Genomic DNA, 20,374 nt, shown 5'->3' with positions numbered 1-20,374 from the left:
TCACCACAGGGCGTTGAAGCGCTGGCGCAGCTCGTCGAGGCGGGCGTCGCTCAGCGGGGCAGGGCGGGGGTTGCAGAGCAGCCACAGGCGGGCCGTCTCTTCGAGTTCTTCGAGCAGGGCCATGGCCTGTGCGGGGCTTTGGTGCCACACCACGGGGCCCAGGCGTTCGAGCAGCGCGGCATGCAGCGGGCGTTCGGCGCGCGCGATGAGGCCGGCGAGTTCGTCGGCCACGGCGGCGTCACCGGGCACGCGGTAGGACACATGGGGCACGTGGCCCACCTTCATCACCTGGTAGGGCGTGATCGGGGGCAGCACGTCGTGCGGCTGCCACACGCCCTGCAGGCTCAGCGCCACCAGGTGGGTGCTGTGGGTGTGCAGCACGCAGTGCGCCTGCGGGGCCGCGCCGTAGATGCGCCGGTGCAATGCGAGGGTCTTGCTCGCGCGGTCGCCGCTGCGCTGCATGCCGTCGTCGGCCACCCAGGCGAGCCGGTCGGCCTCGAGCATGCCCAGGCAGGCGTCGGTGGGCGTGATGAGGAAGCCGCCGCCTTGCTCGGCCGTGAGCCGCACGCTGATGTTGCCCGCGGTGGAGTGCGCGTAGCCGCGCTGGAACAGCGAGGCGCCGATGCGCACGATCTGCTCGCGGCAGGCTTGCTGGGCCGCGTTCATGGGGCGTGCCCCGCGAGCGCCAGGGCCTCGCGGAAGAAATCGGGGCCGCCGAAGTTGCCCGACTTGAGCGCGAGCAGCAGCTCGTCGCCGCTGGCGGCGTCGCGCGCGGCGGTCCAGGGCACACCGGGGCAGATGCTGGGGCCGATGCGCAGCTGCTGCACGCCCAGGGCCTGCACCACCGCACCCGAGGTCTCGCCACCGGCCACCACCAGGCGGCGCACGCCGGCCCGCACCAGGCCGGCAGCGATGCGGGCCAGCGCCTGCTCGACCAGTTCGCCCGCGGCCTGCACACCCAGCGCCTGCTGCACCGCGCCCACCCGTTCGGGCGCGGCCGTGGCGTACACGAGCACCGGTTGCTGCTGCAGCACCTGCTCTGCTTTCAGGAGCAGACCGGCCGCGGTGTCGCGGCCCTCGTGCAGCGCGAGCGGATCGACCTGGACGGCCGCGCCGCCCTTGTGCAGCCAGCGCGCCACCTGCGCATTGGTGGCTTCGGAGCACGAGCCCGAGACCACGGCCGAGGCGCCGCGCACCGCGGGCAGGGCCGCGGCCTGCGCGTCGGGCCGCAGCCAGCCGCGCCGCGCGTAGGCCGGGGGCAGGCCCAGGGCCACGCCCGAACCCGCAGTGACCAGGGGCAGTTCGGCGCAGGCCTCGGCCAGCGTGAGCAGGTCGCCGTTGTCCACCGCGTCGGCCACGGCGATGCGCACGCCCTCGGCCTGCAGCGCCTGCAGCCGCGCACGCGCCGCGGCCGCGCCTTGCGCCACCGTGTCGTGGCGCAGCAGGCCCACGCGCTGCGCGGTCTGCGCCTGCAGCACGCGCACCAGGTTGGCGTCGGTCATGGGCGTGAGCGGGTGCTGGCGCATGCCCGATTCGCTGAGCAGCGCGTCGCCCACGAACAGGTGGCCGCGGAACACGGTGCGGCCGTTCTCGGGAAAGGCGGGGCAGGCGATGGTGAGGTCCGTGCCCAGGGCCTGCATCAGCGCGTCGGTGACCGGACCGATGTTGCCGCGCGGCGTGGAGTCGAAGGTGGAGCAGTACTTGAAGTAGATCTGCCGCGCGCCGGCCGCGCGCAGCGCCGCGAGCGCGTCCAGGCTCTCGCGCACCGCGGCCTCGGGCGCGGTGGTGCGCGACTTGAGCGCGACCACGATGGCGTCGGCCTCGGGCAGCGGCCCCTGGGGCACGCCCAGCACCTGCACCGTGCGCATGCCCGCGCGCACCAGCATGCTGGCGACGTCGGTGGCGCCGGTGAAGTCGTCTGCGATGACGCCGAGGATCATGGCGCGGCCTTCGCGGCGGGGGCCGGCAGGTCGAGGCCCGCGAGCCCGGCGTAATACTTGACCACAGCCGAATCGTCTTCGCCGCCCAGGCCCATGGCCGCGGTGGCCAGGTAGAGCTGGTGCGCGGCGGCCGCCAGCGGCAGCGGGAATTTGAGCGCGCGCGCGGCGTCGAGCACGATGCCCAGGTCTTTCACGAAGATGTTGACCGCCGACAGCGGGGTGTAGTCGCCATCGAGGATGTGGGGCACGCGGTTCTCGAACATCCAGCTCATGCCGGCGCTGTTGCAGATCACCTCGTAGAGCTGGCGCGGGTCGGCGCCGGCCTTGATGCCCAGCGCCATGGCCTCGCAGGCGGTGGCGATGTGCACGCCCGCGAGGTGCTGGTTCACCATCTTCACCGTGGAGCCGATGCCCGCGCGCTCGCCGAGCCGGTAGACCTTGCCCGCGATGGCCTGCAGCGCGGCCTCGGCAGCGGCGAAGGCCGCGTCGCTGCCCGAGGCCATCACCGTCATCTGGCCCTCGGCGGCCTTCTTTGCGCCGCCCGACACGGGCCCGTCGATCAGCAGGATGCCGCGCTCGGCCAGCCGCGCTTCCCACTGCGGCGGCAGGGCCGGATCGACCGTGGCCGAGGCGATCACCACCGCGCCGCGGCGCAGGCCCTGCACCAGGCCGTGTTCGCCGAACAGCACGGCCTCGGTCTGCGCGGCGTTGACCACCAGCACCAGCACGGCGTCGCAATGCGGCGCGAGTTCGGACGGGTGCTGCACGGCACGGCCGCCGGCCTGCTCGAAGGCGGCGCGCGCGGCGGGCTGCGGGTCGCAGCCCCAGGTGGCGAGGCCGCGGCGAAGCGCGGATCGGGCGGCGCCCAGGCCCATGGAGCCCAGGCCGATCACGCCCAGGGTGAGAGATGCGGGTGCAGCGGCGGCGGTCATTCGGTGCGAGAGGAAGAAGGGGGCTTGAGCAGCGCGTCGAGCGCGCGGCGGATGGGCGGGGTGGCGTTTTCGATGCGGTCGGCCGCGTTGACCATGTGCCGCATGGCGGCGTCGCGCGCGGCCGCGGCGTCGCCGCGCGTGACCGCTTCGGCGATGGCGCGGTGCTCAACGTGCACCTGCACCATGTAGCCGTTGTCCAGCGATTCGTTGGTGCGCGTCACACGCATGGCGTCGCGCTGGTACTGCTCGAGAAAACCGAGCAGGCGCTCGTAGTGCGGGTTGTCGGTGGCGCGCGCGATGCTGCGGTGAAAGCGCAGGTCGGCCTCCACACCCTGTGCGCCCAGGGCCGGGCAGGCCTCGAGCTCGGCGAGCGCGTCCATGATCACGCGCGCCTTCTCGGGGGTGATGCGCCGCGCCGCGAGCTCGGCCACGTCGGCCTCGAGGCCGCGCCGCACCTCCACCACCTGCAGCACCGCTTCCATGGAATGCAGCACCGTGGGGTCGAAGGCCAGCGCGCGCGCCTGGTGGCTGGGCGCCACGAACACGCCCGCGCCCTGGCGCGAGGTCAGCAGGCCGATGGACTTGAGCTGGCTGATGGCCTCGCGCACCACGGTGCGCGACACGCCGAACTGCTCGGACAGGCGCTGCTCGGTGGGCAGGCGCTGGTCGGGGGCAAGCTCGCCCGATTCGATGCGCTGCATCAGCAGCGCCGCAAGCCGGTCGGTCAGGCGCTGGGGCGCCTGCAGGGGCTCTGCGTTGTCGGGGGGCATGCTTGTCTCGCCGTCTTTGTATGTTTGTCAGGTCATCATACAAGTTGAACGGCCCCCAAAAAGCCCGGGAAAACCCGGGCTGGCGCTGTCAGCGGCCGACCGCGACGAACAGCGCGCTGTTCTCGCGCAGCCACGTGGCCGAGCGTTCCGAGTGCTGGTGTTCGGGGTGGAAGTCGGGGCGGAAATAGGCGCGCCAGGGGGCGAAGGTCTCGCGCAGCAGGCCCTGGCGGCCCAGCAGGTGGCGCGCCGCGCTGCGCCAGGTGGACCAGCGCCACAGCGTGCCGTCGCGGCGCAGGTTGTTCACGGTCTGGCGCAGGGCGTCGGCGAGGAAGAACACGGTGATGCGGCGCATCCACTTCACGCGCCAGGCGTGGTTGCCGCCCAGGGCCTGGTAGAGATCGAAGGCGGTGCTCTTGTGCTCGGCCTCTTCGGCGCTGTGCCACAGCCACAGCGCCTGCAGGCGCGGTTCGCTGTGGGCGAGCACCTCGGGGTGGCCGAGCAGCCATTCGGCGAACAGGGCGGTGAAGTGTTCGTTGGCCGCGGTGATGCCCAGCGCGTGGCGCGGGTCGGCGCCCGCGAGCACCTTCATGCGCGCCTCGGCACGCGGCGCCCAGGCGTTCACCAGGCCGTGCTTTTCGATCTGCGCGTTGAACAGCGCGTGGATGCGCCGGTGCGTGGCCTCCTGGCCCACGAAGCCCTTCACCTCGGCCTCCCAGGCCGCGCGCTCTGATTCCGGCAGGGCCTTGGCCCCGTCGCGCACCGAGTCGATGAAGAACTGCTCGCCCACCGGAAAGCTCATGGACAAGGCGTTGAACCACGCGGTGAGGAAGGCGTCACCGCCGCACCAGTGGCGCGCCACGGGGCGCTCGAGGTCGATCAGCAGGCGGCGGACGGTGAGGTCGGTCATCGGGTGGCTCCGTTTGGTACCGGTTCGTACCAAGGCGAATGTGCCCGGCCCGGCCGGGGCTGTCAAGCGGCGCTTAATGGCCGAAGAAGACCTGGTATTCCACGGGTGCGGGTGTGGTCGCGGACCAATGCCAGAAGAAGCTGCCGTCGCGCACGATCGCGTCGAGCAGCGCATCGGCGAACACCCCGTGCCGCGTCAGAAAGCCCCGGTCCCGGTGCAGGGCGATCAGGGCGGCACGGAGATCGGGGGCCATGGCTTCGGTGCTCAGCGCGGCATTGAAAGGCTGCTCGTACCACTTCGGCGCGCCACGCTCTTCGGGGGGTGGCGTGAGTTCGCGCTCGATGCCGTCCATGCCGGCGCACACCAGCGCGGCCATTGCGAGGTAGGGATTGGCGCAGGGGTCGGGAAAGCGGATCTCGATACGGCAGTCGGCTGCGCTCGTGAAGTGGGGCACGCGGATGGCGGTGGTGCGGTTGCGATAGCCCCATCCTGCGGGGCGCATGAGGGAATAAGCGTGGTTCAAGCGCTTGTAGCTGTTGACCGTGGGATTCGTGATCGCGTTGAGCGCGGGCAGGTGCGCCAGCACGCCCGCGATGAAGGACATGGCCTGTGGGCTGAGCTGACCTGGCTGCCCGTCGGGCGCATGGAAGGTGCTGCGCCCTTGTCGCCGCAGCGAGAGGTTGACGTGCATGCCGTTCGGTTCAGCATAGGGGATCGGCCTCGGCATGAAGGTGGCCGTTCTGCCATGCCAAATGGCCACCGTGCGGACCACGTGCTTGAGCAATTGCACCTGGTCGGCAGCCTGGCAGAGGTCCGCGTGCCCGATGGCGATTTCATGCTGGCTGGGACCCGCTTCATGGCCGTGGTGCAGCGGGGCGATGCCCAGCGTCGCCAGGTGTTGGCAGATGTCTGCCCGGATCGGGGCATGCTGGTCGGCAGGGCCGGCCAGCAAATGCAGGGTGCGGTGCCCGATGCGGTGCCCCGCGCCTAGGATGCTCGCATTGCCGGACCAGCCATCTTCTTCCTCCAGTTCGACCAGGTTGCGTTCTGCCGTGGTGTCGAAGCGCACGCGCTTGAGCAGATGGAACTCGATTTCAGTGCCGATACGAACGGTGTCGGCGATCGTTGAAGCCCGCAGCAGGGCTTCTGCGCGCTGAGCAACACCCCGCACGTCCATGGCATAGGAGCTTAGCGGCTCACCCGGCTGCACCGGTTGCGCAAAAACGAGGCCGTGGCCCTGGAAGGGGTCGACCCTTGCGCTCGTCTCGTCCGGCACGAGCTGCAGATCGGATTCGGCCTCGGATTGCCAGCCCGGTATCAGAGCGCCGGAGACCGGGGCGCGGGACAGTGGGAAGGAGGGCGCGCCTTCGCGCGTGACTTGCATGAGGAAGCCGCGGATGTCGGTGAAGAGGTATTGGTGCTGCATGAGGCCAGTTCGAGGGCAGGCGGGAGAAGCCTTGTGTGGCGCTCACGGCCCTAAGATCACCGCATGCCCCGCCCCGAAGCCGCCACCGCCACCCTCGAATCTCCCGACACCCGATTGCTGCAGGCGCTCGCCGATGTGGCGGCCGAGAAGGGCCTGGCCGCGGTCACCGTGGCCGACGTGGTGCGCGTGGCGGGGGTGTCCAAGCGCACCTTCTACGAACACTTCAGCGACAAGGAGGCCTGCTTCCTGCAGCTCTACCGGCTGGCCAGCGCGTCGGCGCTGCGCACGCTGCGCGAGGCGGTGCAGCCCGGGCTGCCCTGGCAGGCGCAGGTGGAGACGGCGTTGTGCGCGTACTTCGCGCACCTGGCCTCGGGCCCGCAGCTGCTGCGGCTGCTGTTCGTGGAGATCCACCACCTCGGCGAAGCGGGCAGTGCGGTGCGGCGCGAGGTGATGGGCGAGCTCGCGGCCTTCATGCTGAACACCGTCAACCGCGACCGCTCGGCCGCGCGTGCGCTCAGCGAGCCCATGGCCGTGGCCGCCGTGGGCGCGATCACCGAGCTCGTGCTGCAGGCCGTCGAGCAGAACCGGCAGGCCGATCTCACCGAACTCGCGCCCGCGGCCAGCGAGGTGGTGCGGCGCCTGGCCCAGTAAGCACAAGGCCCGCACGCGGCGGGCCTTGTGAGTGGGGGCCGAGCGCGGCTTACTTCGCCAGCGGCAGCAGCGGCACGATCAGCAGCGCCACGATGTTGATGATCTTGATCAGCGGGTTCACCGCGGGGCCGGCCGTGTCCTTGTAGGGGTCGCCCACGGTGTCGCCGGTGACGGCCGCCTTGTGCGCCTCCGAGCCCTTGCCGCCGTGGTGGCCGTCTTCGATGTACTTCTTGGCGTTGTCCCAGGCGCCGCCGCCGGTGCACATGGAGATGGCCACGAACAGGCCGGTGACGATGGTGCCCATGAGCAGGCCGCCGAGCGCCTTGGGGCCGAGGAACACACCCACCAGGATGGGCACCACCACCGGCAGCAGGCTGGGCACGATCATCTCCTTGATCGCGGCCGAGGTCAGCATGTCCACCGCCTTGCCGTACTCGGGCTTGGCCGTGCCTTCCATGATGCCGGGAATCTCCTTGAACTGGCGGCGCACCTCGACCACCACCGAACCCGCGGCGCGGCCCACGGCCTCCATGGCCATGGCACCGAACAGGTAGGGGATCATGCCGCCGATGAACAGGCCGATGATCACCATCGGGTCGCTGAGGTCGAAGCTGACCTTGGCGCCGTAGGTTTCGAGCTTGTGGGTGTAGTCGGCGAACAGCACCAGCGAGGCCAGGCCCGCCGAGCCGATGGCGTAGCCCTTGGTGACGGCCTTGGTGGTGTTGCCCACGGCGTCCAGCGGGTCGGTGATGTCGCGCACCGCGCTGGGCAGTTCGGCCATCTCGGCGATGCCGCCGGCGTTGTCGGTGATGGGGCCGTAGGCGTCGAGCGCCACCACGATGCCCGCCATGCTCAACATGGCCATGGCCGCCACGGCAATGCCGTACAGGCCGGCCAGCATGTAGGCCGCCACGATGGCCGCGCACACGAAGAGCACGGGCCAGGCGGTGGAGCGCATGGACACGCCCAGGCCCGCGATGATGTTGGTGCCGTGGCCGGTGGTGGATGCCTGCGCGATGTGTTTGACCGGGCTGTACTGCGTGCCGGTGTAGAACTCGGTGATCCACACCAGCAGGCCGGTGAGCGCCAGGCCCACGAAGCAGGCGCCGAACAGGCGCAGCTGGCTGCCGCTGGCGGCGATCGCGTTGTCCGGGATGATCCAGGCGGTGACGAACCAGAAGGCGACCAGCGAGAGCACGCCCGCGATGATCAGGCCCTTGTAGAGCGCGGGCATCACGTTCTTCATGCCCGGGCTGGCCTTGACGAAGAAACAGCCCACGATGGACGCGAGGATGGACACGCCGCCCAGCACCAGCGGGTAGAGCACGGCCTGCAGCGGCGCGGTCGCGACCATGAGCGCGCCCAGCACCATGGTGGCGATCAGCGTGACCGCGTAGGTCTCGAACAGGTCGGCAGCCATGCCCGCGCAGTCGCCCACGTTGTCGCCCACGTTGTCGGCGATCACCGCCGGGTTGCGCGGATCGTCTTCGGGAATGCCGGCCTCCACCTTGCCCACCAGGTCGGCGCCCACGTCGGCGCCCTTGGTGAAGATGCCGCCGCCCAGGCGCGCGAAGATCGAGATCAGCGAGGAACCGAAGGCGAAGCCGATCAGCGGGTTGAGCATCTTGGCCAGGTTGGACGAGGCGTTGAGGTTGCCGTTGCCCACCAGGAACCAGAAGAAGCCGGCCACGCCCAGCAGGCCCAGGCCCACCACCAGCATGCCCGTGATGGCGCCGCCGCGGAAGGCGACGTCGAGCGCCGGACCCATGCCCTTGGTGGCGGCCTGTGCGGTGCGCACGTTGGCGCGCACCGAGATGTTCATGCCGATGAAGCCGCAGGCGCCCGAGAGCACCGCACCCACCACGAAGCCGATGGCCGTGGGGCCGTCGAGGAAGATGCCGATGAGCACGGCGAGCACGATGCCGACCAGGCCAATGGTCTTGTATTGCCGAGCGAGGTAGGCCGCAGCACCGGTCTGGATGGCGCCCGCGATTTCCTGCATGCGGGCGTTGCCGGCTTCCTGGGAGAGGATCCAACTGCGGGACCAGAAACCGTAGATCACGGCAACCAGGCCACAGACGAGCGCGAAGATCAGCGCACTTTGACCAACCATGAATTTCTCCTGCCAGTGGTTTTTGACTTGGAGGGGGCAACGCCTCCGGGGCTGCCCCCGCTGCGTTGCTTCCTCGCGGTCTTCGCTGCTGCGAAAGCTGCAGCAGGGCAGAGGCGATTGGCCAACGCGACCAATGTAGCGAGATTCGCGCCGTTTGCCACCGGGGCCGTCAGCTTCGCGTCGGTAAAATCAGGGTAAATCCGGAGCGCGCGCCGCGCCTGGTGTCATTCGCGTGACGCCCCGGTCAGATTCCCTTCAACCCCTCCCGAGCACTTCATGTCCCTCGACAACGTCACCCCTGGCAGCAAGGTTCCCGAATCGTTCAACGTGATCATCGAGATCCCGATGAACGCCGACCCGATCAAGTACGAGGTCGACAAGGAAACCGGCGCCATCTTCGTGGACCGTTTCATGAGCACGGCCATGCACTACCCCACGAACTACGGCTACATCCCCAAGACCATCTCGGGCGACGGCGATCCGGTGGACGTGCTCGTGATCACGCCGGTGCCGCTGATCCCCGGTGTGGTGGTGACCTGCCGCGCGCTGGGCATGCTGCGCATGGAGGACGAGGCCGGTGAAGACGCCAAGCTGCTGGCCGTGCCGGTGGACAAGATCCTGTCGATCTACACGCAGTGGCAAAAGCCCGAAGACCTCAACCCCATGCGCCTGAAGACCATCCAGCACTTCTTCGAGCACTACAAGGACCTGGAGCCGGGCAAGTGGGTGAAGGTGCTGGGCTGGGCCGACAAGGCCGCCGCGCACAAGGAAATCCTGGACGGCATCGCCAACTACGAGAAGTCGCTCAAGATGGCCTGAGCGGCCGTGGCGATCAGGGCGCGGCGGGCGGTTCCACCAGCACGTCGCGCAACACGGGCAGGCGGTCGGCCGTCTGCAGCGTGCGGAAGGGGCCCTTGAGTTGGGCCCCTTCGTACATCTGGAGCCGCCGCGCGAGCAGGGTGCCGGTGGACACACCGGTCTTGCTCACGTAGACCATGCCCTCGCACTCCAGGCTGGTGTCGTGCGGGCCGCCGTTGGGCGAGCCCAGCTGGCCGAACAGGTACAGGTCGCCGAGCACGCGGATGCGCCCGCGCACGCTGGCGCCGGTCCAGATGATGAGGCGGCCGTCCACGCGGATGTGGCCTTCGAGCCGGCCCTGCACGATCAGGCCGCCCTCGAAGTTCAGGTCGCCGCTGAGGTCGCAGCCCGCGGCCACGCGGTTGACGATGTTCATCGCCACCGGGTCGATGGTGAGCGTGTCCTGGGCCACCGGGTTCACCACGGCAGGCTCCTCACGAGGTGGTTGAGCTGGGCGAAGCCGCCGAGCGCGTGCAGGCTGAGGCCCGCGCCCCCCAGCAGCGCCAGCGCGCCCAGCAGGGCAATGCCCAGTGCATGGCGTTCGACCCAGCGCCGCCAGGCCTTGGGGCGGCGGCGCGGCACGCCGGGCGGCAGCTCGCTCAGGCGCTCGATCACCCAGGGCTGCCAGGCGGGGCTCACGCGCACGTCGCCATCGGCCGGGTCGATCTGCAGGCCCTGGGCCTGGCCCGCGGCCGCCGACATGCGCCGCCCGAGCAGCACCGAAAACGGTGGCCCGACCACCGCATGGGTGAAGAAGGCGTCCTGCTCGTCCATGGCGGCCGAGTGTAGCGAAGCGCCTAGGCGCCGCGGGCCTTGAGCGGGTTGCGTTCGGCGAGGTGGTCGAGGTAGTGCGCCACGCCCGCGCCCTCGCGCTGCAGGAAGCGATCGACCGCCTCGGCAAAGGCCGGGTGCGCCAGCCAGTGCGCGCTGGTGGTTTTCACGGGCAGCAGGGCCCGCGCCATCTTGTGCTCGCCCTGCGCGCCGCCCTCGAAGCGGCGGTAGCCGTGTGCCAGGCACCACTGCAGCGGCTGGTAGTAGCAGGCCTCGAAGTGCAGGCAGTCCACGCGCTCGAGCGCACCCCAGTAGCGGCCATAGGCCACGTGGCGCCCGGGGTCGATGGCGATCAGGCTGCTCGCGATCGGCTGGCCGTCGCGCTCGGCCACGAAGAGCAGCCAGTGTTCGGGCATGTCGCGCGCCATGCGGGCGAAGAAGTCGGGCGTGAGGTACGGCGGGTTGCCGTGCTCGAGGTAGGTGCGCTCGTAACAGCGGTAGAAGAAGGCCCAGTCGGCGGCCGTGATGTCGCGGCCCCGCGCCCAGCGAAAGCGCACCCCGGCCTCGGCCACCTTGCGGCGCTCCTGGCGGATCTTCTTGCGCTTGTCCTGCTGCAGGCTCGCGAGGAAGGCGTCCCAGTCGGGCCAGTCGTGGTTCTGCCAGTGGAACTGGACGGTGTGGCGCGCCATCAGGCCCTCGGCCTCGCAGGCGGCCACGTCCTCGGGCAGCAGGAACAGCAGGTGCAGCGACGACAGCCGCTGGGCTTCGCACCAGCCGATCAGGGCCCGCAGCAACGCGCGCCGAGCGGTGCCGTCCACCGCCAGCAGCCGCGCGCCCGGCACCGGTGTGAAGGGCACGGCCACGAGCGCCTTGGGGTAGTAGCGCAGGCCGTGTTCGGCGTAGGCGTTGGCCCAGGCCCAGTCGAACACGTATTCGCCGTAGGAGTGCGACTTGACCTGCACCGCGCACGCGGCCTGCAGCGTGTCGCCGCGCCACAGCGTGACCAGGCGCAGGGCCCAGCCGGTCTCGGGCGTCGCGCTGCCGCTGTCGACCATCGCGCGCAGGTAGGCGTGGCGCGCGAACGGGCTGGGGTCGCTGCTGTGCGCGAGCAGCGCGTCCCAGGCGGCGGCGGGCAGCGCGTCCCAGCCGTCGAGAACCCGGGTGACATAATCGTTTTCCCCTGTCAGCCCACCTGTTTCCATGACGTTTTCCGTATCGGTTGCCCAGCTCAACTTCGTGGTGGGAGACATGGCGGGCAATGCCCGCCGCATCGTCGACGCGGCCCGCGCCGCCCATGCGCGCGGGGTGCAGCTGCTGCTCACGCCCGAACTCGCCATCTGCGGTTACGCGGCCGAAGACCTGTACCTGCGGCCCGCCTTCATCGACGCCTGCGATGATGCCGTGAAGCGCGTGGCGGCCGAGACCGCCGACCTCAAAGGCCTGCACATCGTGGTGGGACATCCGGCCCGTGCCGGCCTGGGCGCGCGCCAGCGCAGCGTGTCGGTGCCCACCCTGCACAACGCGGCCAGCGTGCTCTGCGAGGGCCGCGTGCTCGCCACCTGCGCCAAGCGCGAGCTGCCCAACTACCAGGTGTTCGACGAGCGCCGTTACTTCACGCCGGGCGACGCGCCCTGCGTGTTCGCGGTGCCCGACGCCCAGGGCCGCCCGGTGAGGGTGGGCCTGCTGATCTGCGAAGACGCCTGGTTCGAGGCCCCCGCGGCCGACCTGCGCGCCGCCGGCGCCGAGCTGATCGCCGTCATCAACGCCTCGCCCTTCCACGCGGGCAAGGGCGGCGAGCGCGAGGCCCACATGCGCGAGCGCGTGCGCCAGACCGGCCTGCCGCTGGTGTACGCCCACCTGGTGGGCGGCCAGGACGAGATCGTGTTCGAGGGCCGCAGCTTCGTGCTCGACGCACAGGGCGAACTCGCGGGCCGCGCGGTGAGCTTCGAAGAGGCGCAGTTCGACGCCCGCTTCGAGCGCGGCGCGGCGGGCTGGCGCATCACGGCCGACACCGATCGCCCGCACAGCGCCGACGCCGACCTCTGGCACGCGCTGGTGCTGGGCGTGCGCGACTACCTCGGCAAGAACGGCTTTCCCGGCGCCATCCTGGGCCTGTCGGGCGGCATCGATTCGGCGCTGGTGCTGGCGATCGCGGTCGACGCCTTGGGCAAGGACCGGGTGCGCGCGGTGATGATGCCCTCGCCCTACACGGCCGACATCTCGTGGATCGACGCGCGCGACATGGCCGCGCGCCTGGGCGTGCGTTACGACGAGATCGCGATCGCGCCCGAGTTCGAGGCCTTCAAGGCCTCGCTCGCGCCGCTGTTCGAAGGCCGGCCCGAAGACACCACCGAAGAGAACCTGCAGGCGCGCATCCGCGGCACTCTGCTCATGGGCCTGTCGAACAAGTTCGGCAGCATCGTGCTCACCACCGGCAACAAGAGCGAGATGGCCACGGGCTACTGCACGCTCTACGGCGACATGGCGGGCGGCTTCGCGGTGATCAAGGACGTGGCCAAGACCGCGGTGTTCCGGCTCGCGCGCTGGCGCAACGCGCACGACCCCTACGGCACGGGTGCCAACCCGATCCCCGAGCGCATCATCGTGCGGCCGCCGAGCGCCGAGCTGCGCCCCGACCAGAAGGACCAGGACAGCCTGCCCGAGTACCCGGTGCTCGACGCCATCATCGAGCGCTACATGGAGAACGACCAGAGCCCCGAGAGCATCATCGCCGAGGGCTTCGCGCGGGCCGATGTGGAGAAGGTGGTGCGGCTGATCCGCATCAACGAGTACAAGCGCCGCCAGGCGCCGGTGGGCATCCGCGTGACCCACCGCAGCTTCGGCAAGGACTGGCGCTACCCGATCACGAGCAAGTACCGGGCTTGAGCTCGAGCACGGCGCGCATGTCGCCGACCTCCACGCCGGCCGCGTTCTTCAGCGGCGGCGGCAGCAGGCGCGCGAGCGCCTCGCGGTCGGTGTCTTCGAGCCAGCCGAGCTGTTCGAGCGCGGCCACCAGCGCCACCATCAGCGGCGCGAGCTGACCGTCGCTGCACTTGGCCGCGATGGCGATGCCCCGGCTGAAACTCGCAAGCGCCTGCACGCCGTCGGCGCCCACCTTGCTCACCCAGTCGCCGCGGCCGGCCTGCATCAGGTGCAGGTCGTTGCGGCCGCGCCCGCTTACGAGGTCGGGATGGCGGCTCATGGCGCGCGCGATGCGCTGCGGCGCCCTGCCGTAGCGGCTGTCGGGTGTGTCCAGCGTGAGCCGTGCGAAGGCATGCGCGAGCGAGCGCAGCGGCAGGGCGATGTTGGGCGCGCTGCAGCCATCGATGCCCCGCACCAGCGCGTGCTCGGGCACGCCCGAAAAATGGCTCACGCAGTGCGCGATCTCGCGCTGCACCGGGTGGTCCGTGGCCAGGTAGCCCTGCAGCGGGGCGCCCAGCGCGTCGGCCAGCAGCAGCATGCCCGAGTGCTTGCCCGAGCAGTTGTGGTGCAGCGCGCCGTAGCGCGCGCCCGCCGGCGGCGTGAGGCCGTTGAAGCGGAACACGTAGGGCTCATGCACGCCGCAGGCCAGCGCCGATTCGTCGGCGCCGATGCGCGCGAGCAGCGCCGCCGCGCGTTCGGTGTGCATGGGCTCGCCGTTGTGGCTGGCGCACAGCAGGGCGATGTCGGCGTCGTCGAGCCGCAGGCGCTCGGCCGCGCGCGCGATCAGGGGCATGGCCTGAAAGGGCTTGAGCGAAGAGCGCGTGAAGACCGGCGTGTCCACGTCGCCGGTGCGGGCCAGCAGCTCGCCCGCGGCGTTCACCACCGCGAAGGAGCCGTGGTGAATGTTCTCGGGGTGGCTGCCGCGAAAGCTCGCGGCGATGGGCACGTGGCGGGGGCAGGGGGTGTTCGTGGTCATGGGGGGGCTCGGCGGGGCCGGCCAGTATGCCCTCGAGAGGCGCTTGATGAATGGATCACGCGCTGGCGACGCGTCGGGATCTAGTGCCATCGCAGTATGGGTTGGGCTGGGGGGCGTTCCTAGCATGCCGACGCCCGCTGTCACCCGAACGCCAGGAGGAATCCCATGCCCGCGACCGATCCCTACGTCGGCGAAATCTGTGCCGTTGCCTTCGACTTTGCGCCCCTGGGGTGGGCGATCTGCGACGGCAGCCAGTTGCTTATCGCCCAGTACCGGCCGCTGTTCACGCTGCTGGGCACCACCTACGGCGGCGACGGCATCACCACCTTCGGCATTCCCGACCTGCGCGGCCGCGCACCCGTGGGCGCCGGGCAGGGCAACGGCCTCGACCCCATCGGCCTGGGCCAGGCCGTGGGGGCCGAGCGCGTGGCGGTGTTGATCAACCACCTGCCGCCGCACGGCCACCCCGCGAGCCTCTCAAACGCCAGCGCACAGCCCGGCGCCTTCAGCGGTCCGGGCTCGCTCACCAACGCCACCGGCGCGGTGGCGGCCAATCCGGTCACGTCCACGGGCGCGGTGCTGCCCGGCTTCGCGCCCCTGTCCCAGGCCAATGCCGGCATGGCACCGGCCGTGGTGAGTGGTCAGGTGGCGGTGGGCAACACCGGGGGCGGCCTGCCCTTGCCCATCCGCGGTCCGGCCCTGGGCATCACCTACCTCATCGCGCTCGAGGGCGTGTTTCCCGCGCGGGGCTGAGATGCTGCGGCCCTGGCATCTGCACGCGCTGGCTGCGCTGGTCTGTCTGTTGTTCGTGCTGGGCCTGAGTGGCTGCGGCGGTGGCGACACCGTGCAGGTCGTGGCGGCGGCCGAAACGCGTCCGCCCGTGGTGATCGCGGGCGCCGGCGCGCCGGGCGACAGCGTCGGCAACGACGGCGACTATTACCTCGACACGGCCGCGTCCCTGTTGTACGGCCCGAAGGCCGGCGGGGCCTGGCCGCCGCTGGGCGTCTCGCTCACGGGGCCAGCGGGGCCCCCGGGCCCGGCCGGTCCCTCGGGTGCCACCGGCCCGGCCGGCGGGGCGCCGTTCGACATGGCCTGGCGCATCGACCCCAACACGGTCTTCGGCGATGGCACCTATTACCTGATCGTCGGCGGCATCAATGCCACCTTGCGCCTGCCGGTGCTGCTGCCGCGCGATTGCGCCCAGGCGGGTCTGCGCGTGGCCACGCTGGGCACCCCCGGCGCCGGGCAGCGCTACCGCTTCCAGGTGCTGCACACACCGGGCCCGTCGCTGTCGGCGCTCGTGGCCGAAACGCGGCCCGAATGGGCCTGCGGCATCGACGACCTGGACCGCTCGTGCGCGAGCGCGTGGACCATGAGCCCGGCCTGGCAGGCGGGCGATGCCGTCGAGGTGCAGATGGTGGGCACGCAGGCGTTGTCGGCCATGGCCGATCCCGGCGCCATCGCGGTGTCATTCACTTGCCAGTGAGGCGCTGCGGCCGTGGGCCGATGGCGGCGTGATACATTTTTCGGCACGCCAGACATCACCAGAGGTTCACGACATGAAGCAGATCACCGCCGTCATCAAGCCCTTCAAGCTCGAGGAGGTGCGCGAGGCGCTGGCCGAGCAGGGCGTGACCGGCCTGACCGTGACCGAGGTCAAGGGCTTCGGTCGTCAGAAGGGCCACACCGAGCTCTACCGCGGCGCCGAGTACGTGGTCGACTTCCTGCCCAAGGTCAAGGTCGAGGTGGTGGTGAAAGACGAAGACGTGGACCGCTGCGTCGAGGCCATCGTCAACGCCGCGCGCACCGGCAAGATCGGCGACGGCAAGATCTTCGTGACCTCGGTCGAGCGCGTGGTGCGCATCCGCACCGGCGAAGAAGACGAAACCGCCGTCTGAGCGCGGCGCTTCAGATCGCGTCGAGGCGCGGGGCCGGGGCCAGCCCGGCCGACTGCACCAGCTCCGGCAGCAGCGCCTGTGCGTCGGGCGACACGCGGATCAGGTCCATCTGCCAGTCGCCCATGAACTGCGCCTGCACGCCGGTGCGCAGGAAGGCCATCAGGCCGTCGTAGTAGCCGTCCACGTTGAGCAGACCCACGGGTTTGTCGTGGTAGCCGAGCTGGCGCCAGGTCCAGACCTCGAAGAACTCCTCGAAGGTGCCGATGCCGCCGGGCAGGGCGAGAAAAGCGTCAGCGTGCTCGGCCATGAGGCGCTTGCGTTCGTGCATGGTGTCGACCACGTGCAGTTCGCTGCAGCCGTGGTGCGCCCATTCCTTCTCGACCAGCGCCTTCGGGATCACGCCCACCACGCGGCCGCCGGCCTGCAGCGTGCTGTCGGCCACCAGACCCATGAGGCCATTGCGCCCACCGCCATACACCAGCTGGCCACCGCGTTCGCCGATCCAGCGGCCCACGGCGCGCGCGGCCTCGGCGAACGCGGGTTGCGCGCCCGGGCGCGAGCCGCAGTACACGCACAGCGAGAAGGCCGGCCCGCTCACGCCGGATTCCCGAAGTGCATCCACAGCGCCGCGATCCAGGTGCCGCTGCACAGCAGCAGGCTCAGCAGCACCGCGGCGCTGCCCATGTCCTTGGCGCGTTTGGACAGCACGTGCCACTCGGGCCCGATGCGGTCGATGGCGGTTTCGATGCCGGTATTGAGCAACTCCACCACCATCACCAGCACCACGGTGCCGATCAGCAGCGCGGTCTCCACCCAGCCCTGTCCCACCCAGAAGGCCAGCGGCACCAGCACGACAGACGCGATCGCCTCCTGTCGGAACGCGGTTTCGCCCCAGCCCGCGCGCAGGCCCGCGAACGAATAAAACAGGGCGTGCCACATGCGGCTCAGGCCGGTGCGGCGCTTTTGCGCGGTGACGTCTTCGTGGTGTTGCGGGGTCATGCCTTGAGCCCTTTGCGGGCGCGTTTGGGGCCTGGGGCCTGGGCGTGGTGCACCAGGCGCGTGCCGGCGAGCGCGTCGTGCAGGAACTGGCGCTGGGCGTGAAAGCGCGACAGCAGCGCGTAGACCAGCACCCAGCCCATCAGCAACACCGCGAGCTCGCCGCCGCTGGTGCCCAGCACCGCGCTCAGCGCGAGCGGGGGCAGCAGCCACAACCAGGACAGCACGTAGCGCCACAGCGCGCGCCACTGACCAATCGGGCGGCCCTGGGCATCGACGACGCGGATGTTCCAGGTCTTCTGCGCCAGGGTCTGGCCCTTGTGCCAGAACCAGGTGAAGTAGATGCCGAACACCACGAACAGGAAGGCCTGCAGCGGGTGGCGGTTGTCCAGGGCATGGCGCTGCTGCGTGAGCGCCGAGAACAGGTAGCCGGCGATGAACACCACACCGAACATGAGCATGCCCTCATAGAGCCAGCAGGCCATGCGGCGGCGCAGTGAAGGGGCGGTGAGGTCGGGTCGGGCGGCGCCGGAAGCGGGGGCGTCGGGGGTCATGGGAGGTTTCGCGGATAAGCGCGGAATTGTCGCATTCCGGCTTCGGTCGACGAAAAACCGGCGGCGGGCCTTTGCTGCGGTGCCATAATCTGCGGCTTTCGTCATCACACGGCAAACGGATCAGGGTCCGGTGGATACGTTCCGCCCATGGCCACTGGTCTCAAGTCCCGACGTCGCCTCACAAGGGTTGGCCGAGGGGCACCCAAGGTTTTTCGTCAGAGAAATTCTCGAAAGGTTGATCATGGACATCTCCAAGGCCGAACTGGCCTCGGCCGCCGCCGCCACGGCCGGCGACGCTCCCCTCGAACTCCGCGGCGCGGAAATCCTCGTCAAGGCCCTGCAGGCCGAGAACGTCAAGTACGTCTGGGGCTACCCCGGCGGCGCAGTGCTGCACATCTACGACGCGTTCTACAAGCAGGACACCATCCAGCACGTGCTGGTGCGCCACGAACAGGCCGCCGTGCACGCCGCCGACGGTTATGCGCGCGCCACCGGCGACGTGGGCGTGGCCCTGGTCACCTCCGGCCCCGGCCTGACCAACGCGGTCACCGGTATCGCCACGGCCTACATGGACAGCATCCCGATGGTGATCATCTCGGGCCAGGTGCCGACGCCGGCGATTGGCCTCGACGCCTTCCAGGAGTGCGACACCGTCGGCATCACGCGCCCCATCGTCAAGCACAACTTCCTCGTCAAAGATGTGCGGCATATGGCCGATGTGATGAAGAAGGCGTTCCACATCGCGCGCTCGGGCCGCCCCGGCCCCGTGGTGGTCGACGTGCCCAAGGACGTGTCCTTCAACAAGACCGCCTGGACCGGCTACCCCGAGAGCGTGGCGATGCGCTCGTACAACCCCGTGCGCAAGGGCCATGGCGGCCAGATCCGCAAGGCGCTGCAGCTGCTGCTCAACGCCAAGCGCCCCTACATCTACACCGGCGGCGGCGTGCTGCTGGGCAACGCCACGCAAGAGCTGCGCACCCTGGTCGACCTGCTCGGCTACCCGGTGACCAACACCCTCATGGGCCTGGGTGCCTATCCCGCCAGCGACCGCAAGTTCCTGGGCATGCTGGGCATGCACGGCACCATCGAAGCCAACAACGCGATGCAGAACTGCGACGTGCTGCTGGCCGTGGGCGCGCGCTTCGACGACCGCGTGATCGGCAACCCCAAGCACTTTGCGCAGAACGAACGCAAGATCATCCACATCGACATCGACCCCTCAAGCATCTCCAAGCGCGTGAAGGTCGACGTGCCCATCGTGGGCGACGTGAAGGACGTGCTGACCGAGCTGATCAACATGGTCCGCGAGACCAGCCAGCGCGCCGACGAAAAGGCCCTGGGCGAGTGGTGGAACACCATCGAAGGCTGGCGCTCGCGCGACTGCCTCAAGTACGACCGCGGCAACAAGGACGTGATCAAGCCGCAGATGGTGGTCGAGACCCTGTGGAACATGACCAAGGGCACCGAAACCTACATCACGTCCGACGTGGGTCAGCACCAGATGTGGGCCGCGCAGTTCTACAAGTTCGATGAGCCGCGCCGCTGGATCAACTCGGGCGGCCTGGGCACCATGGGCGTGGGCATTCCCTACGCCATGGGCATCAAGCTCGCCAAGCCCGACGCCGAGGTGTTCTGCATCACGGGCGAAGGCTCGGTGCAGATGAACATCCAGGAGCTGTCCACCTGCCTGCAGTACAACACCCCGATCAAGGTGGTGTCGCTCAACAACCGCTACCTGGGCATGGTGCGCCAGTGGCAGGAGATCGAGTACTCGGGCCGCTACAGCCACAGCTACATGGACGCGCTGCCCAACTTCGTGAAGCTGGCCGAGGCCTATGGCCACGTGGGCATGCTGATCGAGCGTCCCGAAGACGTGGAGCCCGCGCTTCGCGAGGCGCGCAAGCTCAAGGACCGCACGGTCTTCATGGACTTCCGCACCGACCCGACCGAGAACGTGTTCCCCATGGTCCAGGCCGGCAAGGGCATCACCGAGATGCTGCTGGGTTCGGAAGACCTGTAAACGCCCCGTCGGCCCGTCGGCCCGTCCGCGAGGCCGGGCCATTCCCCAAGTCGAATCTATTGATCGCCAAGCCTGGCACTTACCGGTGTCAGGGGAGGGCGGCGAAAAGAGGAAGCTGTCATGAAGCACATCATTGCCGTGCTGCTCGAGAACGAGCCCGGCGCACTCTCCCGCGTGGTGGGCCTGTTCTCGGCCCGTGGCTACAACATCGAGTCGCTCACCGTCGCGCCCACCGAAGACCCCAGCCTGTCGCGCATGACCATCCAGACCACCGGGTCGGACGACGTCATCGAGCAGATCACCAAGCACCTGAACCGCCTCATCGAGGTCGTGAAGGTGGTCGACCTCACCGAGGGCGCCTACACCGAGCGCGAGCTCATGATGGTGAAGGTGCGCGCGGTGGGCAAGGAACGCGAAGAGATGAAGCGCATGGCCGACATCTTCCGCGGCCGCATCATCGACGTGACCGACAAGAGCTACACCATCGAACTCACCGGCGACCAGGGCAAGAACGACGCCTTCCTGGAAGCCATCGACCGCAGTGCCATCCTCGAGACGGTGCGTACCGGTGCCAGTGGCATCGGCCGCGGCGAGAGAATCCTGCGCGTCTGAACACATCCCCCTTTTTCAACGGAGCAAG

The 20,374-nt window shown here is 69.7% G+C and carries 22 protein-coding genes; 8 read left to right on the top strand and 14 right to left on the bottom strand.

Features of this window, described 5'->3' with window-relative positions; translation table 11 throughout:
• The 6 genes from WDZ95_RS00110 to WDZ95_RS00085 all read right to left on the bottom strand — a co-directional run bounded on the left by WDZ95_RS00110 (position 1) and on the right by WDZ95_RS00085 (position 5,975).
• Entirely contained in the window at positions 1-666 is a 666-nt protein-coding gene (locus WDZ95_RS00110; protein ID WP_425775749.1) for an aldolase, read from the bottom strand.
• Positions 663-1,940 carry a 3-oxo-tetronate kinase gene (gene otnK, locus WDZ95_RS00105; RefSeq protein WP_425775748.1) on the bottom strand — a complete coding sequence of 426 codons (1,278 nt, stop codon included), beginning with the start codon at positions 1,938-1,940 and terminating at the stop codon, positions 663-665. The genes WDZ95_RS00110 and otnK overlap by 4 nt, the downstream gene beginning before the upstream one ends.
• On the bottom strand, positions 1,937-2,872 hold the full coding sequence (gene ltnD, locus WDZ95_RS00100; RefSeq protein ID WP_425775747.1) for an L-threonate dehydrogenase: 936 nt from the start codon (positions 2,870-2,872) through the stop codon (positions 1,937-1,939). The genes otnK and ltnD overlap by 4 nt, the downstream gene beginning before the upstream one ends.
• Positions 2,869-3,642 (bottom strand): FadR/GntR family transcriptional regulator, encoded by a 774-nt coding sequence (locus WDZ95_RS00095; RefSeq protein WP_425775746.1) that lies wholly within the window; start codon positions 3,640-3,642, stop codon positions 2,869-2,871. Before WDZ95_RS00095 ends, ltnD begins: the two co-directional genes overlap by 4 nt.
• 88 nt (positions 3,643-3,730) lie before the next feature.
• Positions 3,731-4,549: a metal-dependent hydrolase gene (locus tag WDZ95_RS00090; RefSeq protein WP_425775745.1), complete on the bottom strand. Its 819-nt coding sequence runs from the start codon at positions 4,547-4,549 to the stop codon at positions 3,731-3,733.
• Positions 4,550-4,622: 73 nt separating this feature from the next.
• The gene (locus WDZ95_RS00085; protein WP_425775744.1) at positions 4,623-5,975 is read right to left on the bottom strand and encodes a glutamine synthetase family protein; all 1,353 of its coding nucleotides are present in this window, start codon (positions 5,973-5,975) and stop codon (positions 4,623-4,625) included.
• Between the two features lie 63 nt (positions 5,976-6,038).
• Between WDZ95_RS00085 and WDZ95_RS00080 the strand changes: the two genes are divergently transcribed.
• Positions 6,039-6,626: a TetR/AcrR family transcriptional regulator gene (locus WDZ95_RS00080; RefSeq protein ID WP_425775743.1), complete on the top strand. Its 588-nt coding sequence runs from the start codon at positions 6,039-6,041 to the stop codon at positions 6,624-6,626.
• Between the two features lie 49 nt (positions 6,627-6,675).
• On the opposite strand, the gene WDZ95_RS00075 is transcribed toward WDZ95_RS00080, so the two are convergent.
• Positions 6,676-8,739 (bottom strand): sodium-translocating pyrophosphatase, encoded by a 2,064-nt coding sequence (locus WDZ95_RS00075; protein ID WP_425775742.1) that lies wholly within the window; start codon positions 8,737-8,739, stop codon positions 6,676-6,678.
• Between the two features lie 276 nt (positions 8,740-9,015).
• Between WDZ95_RS00075 and ppa the strand changes: the two genes are divergently transcribed.
• Positions 9,016-9,558, top strand: coding sequence for an inorganic diphosphatase (gene ppa / locus WDZ95_RS00070; protein WP_425775741.1), 543 nt, complete (start codon positions 9,016-9,018; stop codon positions 9,556-9,558).
• A 13-nt stretch (positions 9,559-9,571) separates the two neighbouring features.
• Here the strand turns inward: ppa and WDZ95_RS00065 are convergent, their stop codons facing one another.
• Genes WDZ95_RS00065 through WDZ95_RS00055 form a run of 3 tightly spaced genes read right to left on the bottom strand, consistent with a single transcriptional unit; the run spans position 9,572 to position 11,570 of the window.
• Positions 9,572-10,021 (bottom strand): bactofilin family protein, encoded by a 450-nt coding sequence (locus WDZ95_RS00065; RefSeq protein WP_166226766.1) that lies wholly within the window; start codon positions 10,019-10,021, stop codon positions 9,572-9,574.
• On the bottom strand, positions 10,015-10,371 hold the full coding sequence (locus WDZ95_RS00060) for a hypothetical protein (RefSeq protein ID WP_425775740.1): 357 nt from the start codon (positions 10,369-10,371) through the stop codon (positions 10,015-10,017). The genes WDZ95_RS00065 and WDZ95_RS00060 overlap by 7 nt, the downstream gene beginning before the upstream one ends.
• Before the next feature lie 23 nt (positions 10,372-10,394).
• Entirely contained in the window at positions 10,395-11,570 is a 1,176-nt protein-coding gene (locus WDZ95_RS00055) for a GNAT family N-acetyltransferase (protein WP_425775739.1), read from the bottom strand.
• Here WDZ95_RS00055 and WDZ95_RS00050 point away from each other — a divergent pair.
• On the top strand, positions 11,569-13,254 hold the full coding sequence (locus WDZ95_RS00050) for an NAD+ synthase (protein WP_425775738.1): 1,686 nt from the start codon (positions 11,569-11,571) through the stop codon (positions 13,252-13,254). The two genes, WDZ95_RS00055 and WDZ95_RS00050, sit on opposite strands and share 2 nt — an antisense overlap.
• On the opposite strand, the gene WDZ95_RS00045 is transcribed toward WDZ95_RS00050, so the two are convergent.
• Positions 13,232-14,266 carry an asparaginase gene (locus WDZ95_RS00045; RefSeq protein ID WP_425775737.1) on the bottom strand — a complete coding sequence of 345 codons (1,035 nt, stop codon included), beginning with the start codon at positions 14,264-14,266 and terminating at the stop codon, positions 13,232-13,234. The genes WDZ95_RS00050 and WDZ95_RS00045 overlap by 23 nt on opposite strands.
• A gap of 165 nt (positions 14,267-14,431) precedes the next feature.
• On the opposite strand from WDZ95_RS00045, the gene WDZ95_RS00040 reads away from it, so the two are divergent.
• The 3 genes from WDZ95_RS00040 (at position 14,432) to WDZ95_RS00030 (ending at position 16,164) form a co-directional block, all read left to right on the top strand.
• Complete coding sequence (locus WDZ95_RS00040) at positions 14,432-15,019, top strand: phage tail protein (protein ID WP_425775736.1); 588 nt, start codon at positions 14,432-14,434, stop codon at positions 15,017-15,019.
• Position 15,020: 1 nt separating this feature from the next.
• Positions 15,021-15,752: a hypothetical protein gene (locus WDZ95_RS00035; protein ID WP_425775735.1), complete on the top strand. Its 732-nt coding sequence runs from the start codon at positions 15,021-15,023 to the stop codon at positions 15,750-15,752.
• A 73-nt stretch (positions 15,753-15,825) separates the two neighbouring features.
• On the top strand, positions 15,826-16,164 hold the full coding sequence (locus WDZ95_RS00030; RefSeq protein WP_166226761.1) for a P-II family nitrogen regulator: 339 nt from the start codon (positions 15,826-15,828) through the stop codon (positions 16,162-16,164).
• Between the two features lie 10 nt (positions 16,165-16,174).
• Here WDZ95_RS00030 and WDZ95_RS00025 read toward each other — a convergent pair whose 3' ends face one another.
• The 3 genes from WDZ95_RS00025 to WDZ95_RS00015 are packed head-to-tail and all read right to left on the bottom strand — an operon-like array spanning position 16,175 to position 17,714.
• The gene (locus WDZ95_RS00025; RefSeq protein WP_425775734.1) at positions 16,175-16,762 is read right to left on the bottom strand and encodes a TIGR00730 family Rossman fold protein; all 588 of its coding nucleotides are present in this window, start codon (positions 16,760-16,762) and stop codon (positions 16,175-16,177) included.
• Positions 16,759-17,163 (bottom strand): diacylglycerol kinase, encoded by a 405-nt coding sequence (locus WDZ95_RS00020; protein ID WP_425775733.1) that lies wholly within the window; start codon positions 17,161-17,163, stop codon positions 16,759-16,761. Before WDZ95_RS00020 ends, WDZ95_RS00025 begins: the two co-directional genes overlap by 4 nt.
• Entirely contained in the window at positions 17,160-17,714 is a 555-nt protein-coding gene (locus tag WDZ95_RS00015) for an RDD family protein (protein WP_425775732.1), read from the bottom strand. The genes WDZ95_RS00020 and WDZ95_RS00015 overlap by 4 nt, the downstream gene beginning before the upstream one ends.
• A 241-nt stretch (positions 17,715-17,955) precedes the next feature.
• On the opposite strand from WDZ95_RS00015, the gene WDZ95_RS00010 reads away from it, so the two are divergent.
• A complete protein-coding gene (locus WDZ95_RS00010; RefSeq protein WP_425775731.1) occupies positions 17,956-19,734 on the top strand; it encodes an acetolactate synthase 3 catalytic subunit in 1,779 nt (592 codons plus the stop codon).
• 120 nt (positions 19,735-19,854) lie between these two features.
• Positions 19,855-20,346, top strand: a complete 492-nt coding sequence (gene ilvN, locus WDZ95_RS00005; protein ID WP_166226756.1) for an acetolactate synthase small subunit — start codon at positions 19,855-19,857, stop codon at positions 20,344-20,346.
• Positions 20,347-20,374 lie beyond the last annotated feature (28 nt).

Origin of the sequence: Hydrogenophaga sp. T2, from assembly GCF_049843535.1 — a bacterium.
GTDB lineage: Bacteria > Pseudomonadota > Gammaproteobacteria > Burkholderiales > Burkholderiaceae_C > Hydrogenophaga > Hydrogenophaga crocea.
Note: the sequence above shows the minus strand (reverse complement) of the source record. Positions and strands in the feature narration are given on the sequence as shown.